This is a genomic window from Nitrococcus sp. (assembly GCF_059432795.1).
In genome coordinates this window covers 1-6,214 of record NZ_JBXWZQ010000027.1, presented here as the reverse complement: position 1 = coordinate 6,214, position 6,214 = coordinate 1, and the positions used below count along the sequence as shown (strand labels likewise).

The window sequence follows — 6,214 nt, the reverse complement described above, 5'->3', positions numbered from 1 at the left end:
CTTGGTCTCCCGCTGATTGACGCCCGGGCGGCCCGGCGAGCGCATCGGCGCGCGCCCTGTCTGCTCCGTTACCCAACCCCGTGGTCGTCCCATACAACACCTCCAACTTCGAGATGTTGCGACGACCCGTTGAATCCGCCCAATACACCTCCATCGCCTTCGGTGCGCGTTGTCGCGACGCCGGCGTGCGAGCGTCGATGGGCTCGGTCGGTGATTGCTTCGACAACGCCATGGCCGAGAGCTTCTTTGCCACATTGGAGTGTGAACTGCTGGACCGGCGTCGGTTCCGCAACCCATCCGAGGCACGGCGGGCGGTATTCCGGTTCATCGAAGGCTGGTACAACCCGCACCGGCGCCACTCTGGGATCGGTAACCAATCACCCGTGAATTACGAGAGGATGCACGCCGAACGTACCTTGGAACTCAAATCCAAACCTGTCCACTGAAACGGGGGAACTCCAAACGCTGTATGGCCCGTCAGTGTGGCTGTATCAGCTTAACCCTGCACGGGTAGGCTTGCCTACGTTGCTCTTGGGATAACTTCCGAGCCATTTGTCTGGCCCTACGGGCGAATTCCGGATTACCCGAGAGAGCTCATCGGTTGGCCCTAGGGAACAGGCTCAGCAAGCGCTTAGTCAATCAATGTGCCCTGTGGCGTTACGTCTTCAGCAAACGGCCGGTAATCATGCTAAGAAGTGCGTTAGTAATGTTATCCGCGTGACCGGCTGGCAATGCTTCCGTTGGATAGAAATCATATGCAACAGGAACTGCGGGATTTATGGAGTTCAAGGATTACTACAAGATCCTCGGCGTAAAGCGCGATGCCTCGCAGGACGAAATAAAGCGCGCCTATCGCAAGCTCGCGCGTAAATATCATCCCGACGTCAGCACGGAACCGGGGGCCGAGGCGTGTTTCAAGGAAGTGCGCGAGGCCTACGAGGTCCTCAAGGACCCCGAGAAACGAAAGGCCTACGATGAGCTCGGCAGCGGTTACCGCGAAGGGCAAGATTTTCGCCCACCGCCCGGTTGGCAACCCGGGTTTGATTTCAGCGGCGGTGGGTTCACCGCTACCGGAGATTTCAGTGATTTCTTTGAAGCCGTGTTCGTCCGTGGGTTCGGTCAGTCACGCGGTGTATCTAAGCGCCACCTATTGTGAGGATATTCAATAGCTTGTCCAATTCGGATTTGAAATCCGAGTTATGAGCTCTCACGGGGCGGGGCAAAAGACCCAACCCGATTCCAAATCGGAAAGGGTGCTGCGTTGTCGGTCGCCAAGCCAAATCACCAAACCACCAAGCCGTTTTATTGCCGCGGTCTTATTTGCCGCACCACCAATCGCTCGAAAGCCGCGCTCGATGTCGGCAAGCGAGCGGTAACGCGCGACGATCGCCTCGGCATCAAGCGCCTCGAGGCTGGTGACCAGCAGCCGCTTGCCATCGAGGCGCTCGGCGGCGGCGAGCGCCTACTCGTCGATATCAAAGCTCAAGCGCTCGGCGTAGAGACTCGGATGGACGATGCGGCGGCTAAGGCGCTGCTAGAGCAGCGCCTTGTGAAAGCGCTGATAGGCGCGTCGATCCGAGGCGGGCCGACCGCGCAGCGCCTTGCCGGCCTCCTGCGCATCGAGCCTTTTGGCAAGGCGCTCGCCGAGCGAGGCGATTTCTGCAGGCGCCGGTGCCGGGCTGCCGTTTGCTCCTCGGCGCGGCCGCAGTCATGTGCCGCCAGAGCATCGGTGCGCAACACCTCGCCAGCGGTGAGATGATCGCTGGCAAAGCGCTGCACTTGAGCACAGTCCACTGCGCCCATCGCCTTGATCGCAACATAACCCATGCGGGACCCGCCGCGCTCAGCACCCACAGTAGCGGTGTCTTGCCGGCGGCGCCGCGTCCGCGTTTTCCCGGCCGGCGCCCTTGAGAGTGATCAGCTTATTTGATGGACTGATTTTCACGATTGACGATGGACGAGCGGTGCCGATGACCGCGGCGCCTGCGCCGCGGTCATATCCGGAACAGTTAGAACGGCGGATCGTCGAGTGGCAACGGCAGTTGATTGTTGTACTGCTGGCGCTGATCGAGTTTGTGGTGCCACCGATGTATTTGAGCGAAGTAGTGGTTTTGGAAGTGCGTGTAGAAGGATTCGAGTAGCTGATTGAGGGCCACCACGGCCTCATCGGTTAGCTCGGGGAAGGCGAGCAGATCGGTATCGTTGTACATGTCAGAGAGCACCGGCTGTACGGCGTGGACTTCGAGTTTCTGGCGCAGCGAAGATCTGCAGGTAGAGTTTTTCATCGAGCACGGTGATGTCGCGCTGCGCTCATCAGGAGTTCGGCCGCCATGGCGATGAAGACGCGATAGTTGCCGGCGGCGTGCTCGACGAGCGTATGGCGCAGCTCTTTGGTCATCAGTCCGGCGTTGCCGGCGCTGGCGAGGAGATGTTCGAGGCAGGCCAAGAGCTCCTCCCGGGTAGCGACGCCGGTGGTGAGGCGTGTGCGAATGCGCGAGCCCAGAGGGATGAGTTCCTCGCGGCGCAGCTTATCGAGCAGGCGCGCATCGCCGCAGAGCACCACGCAGAGCAAGGATTGCGAGTCGAAGCGCGCGCTTGCGAGCAGCCGTAGTTCATTCAAGACCATCGGCGTCATTTCTTGCGCTTCATCGACCAGGATGACGGGTCGGCGGCTGGCGGAGCCCAGATGATCGAGCCAGCGCCCGCGCAGCGCCTTAAATCCTCCCCAGTGATTGCTGACCCGCATGGCGATCCCGAAGATATCGCCGAGCTCGCGGTAGAAGTCGCTCAGGTTGCTTTGCGGATGGTGGATGACGCCGACGCAGAGATCCGCCAGACGCGCGAGCCGCTCGGCGAGCAGGCGCATCACGACGCTTTTGCCGGAGCCCGGATCGCCGTGGATCAGCGCGAAGCCGCCCTCGCGCAGATGCGCCTGCTCGATGCGCCAGCAGAAGTTCTCGATCTTTGGCGTCACGTAGAGTGCCTCGATCGGCACCTCCGGGGTGAACGGGTTCCATTTGAGGCCATACAGGGCCAGGAGTTTTTGGTTCATGCGGGATCCTCCTTATCGGCGGTGGGCAAATAGGCCGGCGGCAGGCCGGTGGCAGCGTAATCGGCGATCATTTGCTTCAACAGCGGCGCGATCCCGGCGGCGGGTGTAGCGCTCGCCTCTGCGCTCATTGGCTCCACGCGCGGGCGCAGCGCATCGGCGTTGGCGGCTTTATCGAGTGGGCGCTGGGCAGAGGATCCGGCCTGAGCGCGCATCGATGAAATCGACGCGGCTCAAGTCCCAGCGGGCATAGCGCAGATGCACCTCGCTTAAGTGACGATAGCGGGAGGGGATTTCGAAGCGCTGGCCAGCGAGACTCACCGTACCGTCGGAACGGCGCTGCTTGCGCTTCGCCTCGATGCGGAAGGCGGCGCGCAAGTCATCGCTGCCCGGGCATTCGCGTGCGACGTTGGGGCCGGCGAGATACCGCTTGAGGGGGGTCGTACCGAGCTCGCTGTGCACGCTGCGGTGATATTCCTGGGTGATCCACGCCTGGGTCGCCACGTTGAGTTGCTCGAGCGTGAGGTTCTCTTCGCCTTCGAGCATCGCCAGCAGGCGCCCTTCGACGCGGCCCCAGAGATTCTCCTGCTTGCCGTTGACATGCGGGGAGTACGGGAGGGTCGGCAGGTGCAAAATACCCAGGTGATGAAGACCGGCGGTGAACTCGCCCGAGATCATCGCCGAGCCCCGATCGGTCATCAGCGAGCGCGGCAGACCCACTTTCTGCAGCGCTTGGCACAGGCCGTGAACCAGCTCTTCGGTGCCCTCGTTCGTGTACCACGGGGCATGGCACAAGAACCGTGAGCGATCGTCGATGAAGCTGACCAGGAGCGGTTTGACGTATTCGCCGCGCCGGGTGAGAACCTTGCGCGAGCCGTGATGGAAGTCGAGATGCATGAGCTGCAGCACATGCTCGACTTCGTAGCTGCGCACCTCGCGTTGTTCGAGCCGCTCGCGGGCGGCCATCGCCCCGTCAGTGGTGCGCTTCGGCGCTCGTCGGCGCAGCAGCCCCTGGGCTTTCAGATACCGCCGTACGCTCGGATACGAGGGAGACTTCGCGTCGGCGCCCGCGAGTCTCACGCGCAAGTTGTCATGGTGCAGCTGCGCGCTCCAGCCTGGGTGTTCGCGGTACTGCGTGGTCAGCGCCTGTACGGCCTCGGCCGACAGGCTCGGGAAATGCCCGACGTCGCGACGGACCTGATTGCGCAGCACCCGCACCGGATCGGCAGCTTGCCTAGCGGCGTAATACCATCGCTCGAGGGTCGAGACGCCCAAGCGGATCTCACGCCCTGTGAGCGGATGACGCCAGGTCGTGGCGGCCAGAGCCTGCAAGGCGGCCCGTAGACCACCCGCCGCCGGCGGTGCCGCCAGTAGCGGTCCGATGATGGCAAAGCGCAGCCGCGCCCAGCGATCCGTTGCGCTAGATCATCGTCCTCGAAACTCACTGTCACCCCCCATCGCGGCGTCATCGCCGGGTCACCGTTGATGGGTCGCAGGCTACAAAGCGCTTGACCGTCAGGCTATCGGCATCCTCTGCGGGTACGCGGCGACCTTCGGATTACCTGGCCGTGGAGTGGTGCTCAACGGCGCCATAAAGCGCAGCGCCTGCACCAGGCGATTCGCCCGCGCGCCGGCCTCGAAGTGTTCCAGCAGACCCTGGGGTAGCTGCTCGGTCTCCACCGGCGGCATGAAGCGTTCGCGCACCGATTGCCAGAAAGGCGTCGAGGGAAAATCCTCCCGCCACCACCTCCGCCAGCGCTTGAGCGTGCGCGCCGGGATGCTGAACAACTCGCACAGCCCTTGACTCGACAAGCTGCCCGGCGGTGAGACCAGCATCAACACCAACGCTAGATACACACGGCGGCCTGCAAAGCGTACCGATGGCGGTGTTGCGCGTGCGTTGCAGCGTCCGCAGGTAAAGCTCAAGCGCCAGGAATATTCCTCTCGCACCGCAGCCGGACACCCGCGGGGCTTACGAGGGTAATCCGCAACATGCAGCGGCCCTCCACATATCCCGGACAACGCCCCAGACGCGTCGCGCACGCGAGCTCCTCATCAATGCGGCAAAGGAATCGGAAAAACTCTGCTTTTGCTGGCCTGATGGCGGCGTTTCTTGCCCTGGTGGGATGACTGGTGTGCGGGCGGCAGCGCTTCGAATCCATCAGCTATGCCCGCGAGGCGATAGCCGCCTGGGTGCGCCACTACAACACCGAGCGCCCGCACCAGGCCCTCGGCTATCGCACTCCTGCGCAAGTCGCTGTGTAGGGTGTGCAAAAACCAGGGGGTCACTGCAGCCGCGCCAATTCCTCCAGGAAGCGCCGCATCCCGTCAGAATAGCTTCTTTTCGGCTGTTGCACGCTCCGCCCTCCTTCGTTCAATGCATCTCAACAGCTTCGGCAGACATCGATGGGAAATGTCTAGAAACGCATTTCAGATTAAATAATAATTTAATCGATTGTTCTAAATATTAAAATATGATTAATCATTTCTTCTGCATATACTCAGTGCAACCGAACCCTCAGTGGTATTCAGGGATGACGTAACCCCTCCAAAACATAGTTTTGCGAAAAGGGTCTGTTCGACGCATCTGGCCTAATTCATCAACGCCTGCCAGTGGAGAGTAATCATGTTTGAAAATGCAGCAAATGACGTTGCTCTTGACGTTAAAAATAAGCATTGCGTTGAGGGAGCGCTGATGTCCGAGTCAAAAATTTTGTTCGCAACCGACTTTGAAGGGAATCTCAGGCACGGGCTGCGCTTGGCGACCGACCTCTCAGTGAGATACTCCGCGACGCTGCTGCTGTTGCACGTGGTTCCGTTCCGCGCCAATGACGGCGAGGCGCTTCTCCATCGCGTCCTCGAAGTTTCCTCGCAGCGCCCCGGCCAGATGTTAAAGAGCCTCGCGCCAACCGACCCCGAGATCCCCTACCGTCACATCCTGGAGACCGGGGAGCCCGAGGACCGAATCCTGGACGTGGCCAAGCGCGAGGGGGTAAAGCACATCGTATTGGAGATCCGGCCGCGCTCCCTGCTCCGGGGTGTGCTGCGGCGCAGCATGGTCAAATACGTGGCGGCACGGGCCCCCTGCCCGGTCGTGACCTATCGCGCGCCTCGCCCTTACATGGACACATCGGCAGGCATGGCAGGATTATTCGGACGTGTCGC

The 6,214-nt window shown here is 61.6% G+C and carries 6 protein-coding genes and 3 pseudogenes; 5 read left to right on the top strand and 4 right to left on the bottom strand.

All coding sequences use genetic code 11. The features are described 5' to 3' along the window. Positions 1-131 precede the first annotated feature (131 nt). The 3 genes and pseudogenes from AC52Q4_RS02300 to AC52Q4_RS02290 form a co-directional block, all read left to right on the top strand. A pseudogene (locus AC52Q4_RS02300) lies at positions 132-446 on the top strand (transposase); the annotation flags it as partial. 332 nt (positions 447-778) lie between these two features. Further along, a pseudogene (locus AC52Q4_RS02295) lies at positions 779-1,132 on the top strand (DnaJ domain-containing protein); the annotation flags it as partial. A gap of 129 nt (positions 1,133-1,261) precedes the next feature. Further along, positions 1,262-1,759, top strand: coding sequence for a hypothetical protein (locus AC52Q4_RS02290; protein WP_495535184.1), 498 nt, complete (start codon positions 1,262-1,264; stop codon positions 1,757-1,759). A gap of 250 nt (positions 1,760-2,009) precedes the next feature. On the opposite strand, the gene AC52Q4_RS02285 is transcribed toward AC52Q4_RS02290, so the two are convergent. The 4 genes and pseudogenes from AC52Q4_RS02285 to AC52Q4_RS02270 form a co-directional block, all read right to left on the bottom strand. Then, on the bottom strand, positions 2,010-2,285 hold the full coding sequence (locus tag AC52Q4_RS02285; protein ID WP_495535183.1) for a hypothetical protein: 276 nt from the start codon (positions 2,283-2,285) through the stop codon (positions 2,010-2,012). Continuing rightward, positions 2,282-3,052, bottom strand: a complete 771-nt coding sequence (locus tag AC52Q4_RS02280; RefSeq protein WP_495535182.1) for an ExeA family protein — start codon at positions 3,050-3,052, stop codon at positions 2,282-2,284. The genes AC52Q4_RS02285 and AC52Q4_RS02280 overlap by 4 nt, the downstream gene beginning before the upstream one ends. Beyond that, positions 3,049-4,447: pseudogene (locus tag AC52Q4_RS02275) on the bottom strand (DDE-type integrase/transposase/recombinase). Before AC52Q4_RS02275 ends, AC52Q4_RS02280 begins: the two are co-directional and overlap by 4 nt. A 117-nt stretch (positions 4,448-4,564) precedes the next feature. Beyond that, entirely contained in the window at positions 4,565-4,906 is a 342-nt protein-coding gene (locus AC52Q4_RS02270) for a hypothetical protein (RefSeq protein WP_495535181.1), read from the bottom strand. Between the two features lie 276 nt (positions 4,907-5,182). Between AC52Q4_RS02270 and AC52Q4_RS02265 the strand changes: the two genes are divergently transcribed. Together AC52Q4_RS02265 and AC52Q4_RS02260 are read left to right on the top strand one after the other, a co-directional pair. Continuing rightward, positions 5,183-5,314 carry an integrase core domain-containing protein gene (locus tag AC52Q4_RS02265; RefSeq protein ID WP_495535180.1) on the top strand — a complete coding sequence of 44 codons (132 nt, stop codon included), beginning with the start codon at positions 5,183-5,185 and terminating at the stop codon, positions 5,312-5,314. A 430-nt stretch (positions 5,315-5,744) separates the two neighbouring features. Beyond that, positions 5,745-6,214, top strand: a 470-nt coding sequence (locus AC52Q4_RS02260; RefSeq protein ID WP_495535179.1) for a universal stress protein, incomplete at its 3' end; no start/stop codon positions are given.

Bases quoted from the DNA above. Each gene is read 5' to 3' on its own strand.
- AC52Q4_RS02285 (WP_495535183.1), bottom strand. From the start codon at position 2,285: ATGAAAAACTCTACCTGCAGATCTTCGCTGCGCCAGAAACTCGAAGTC.
- AC52Q4_RS02280 (WP_495535182.1), bottom strand. From the start codon at position 3,052: ATGAACCAAAAACTCCTGGCCCTGTATGGCCTCAAATGGAACCCGTTC.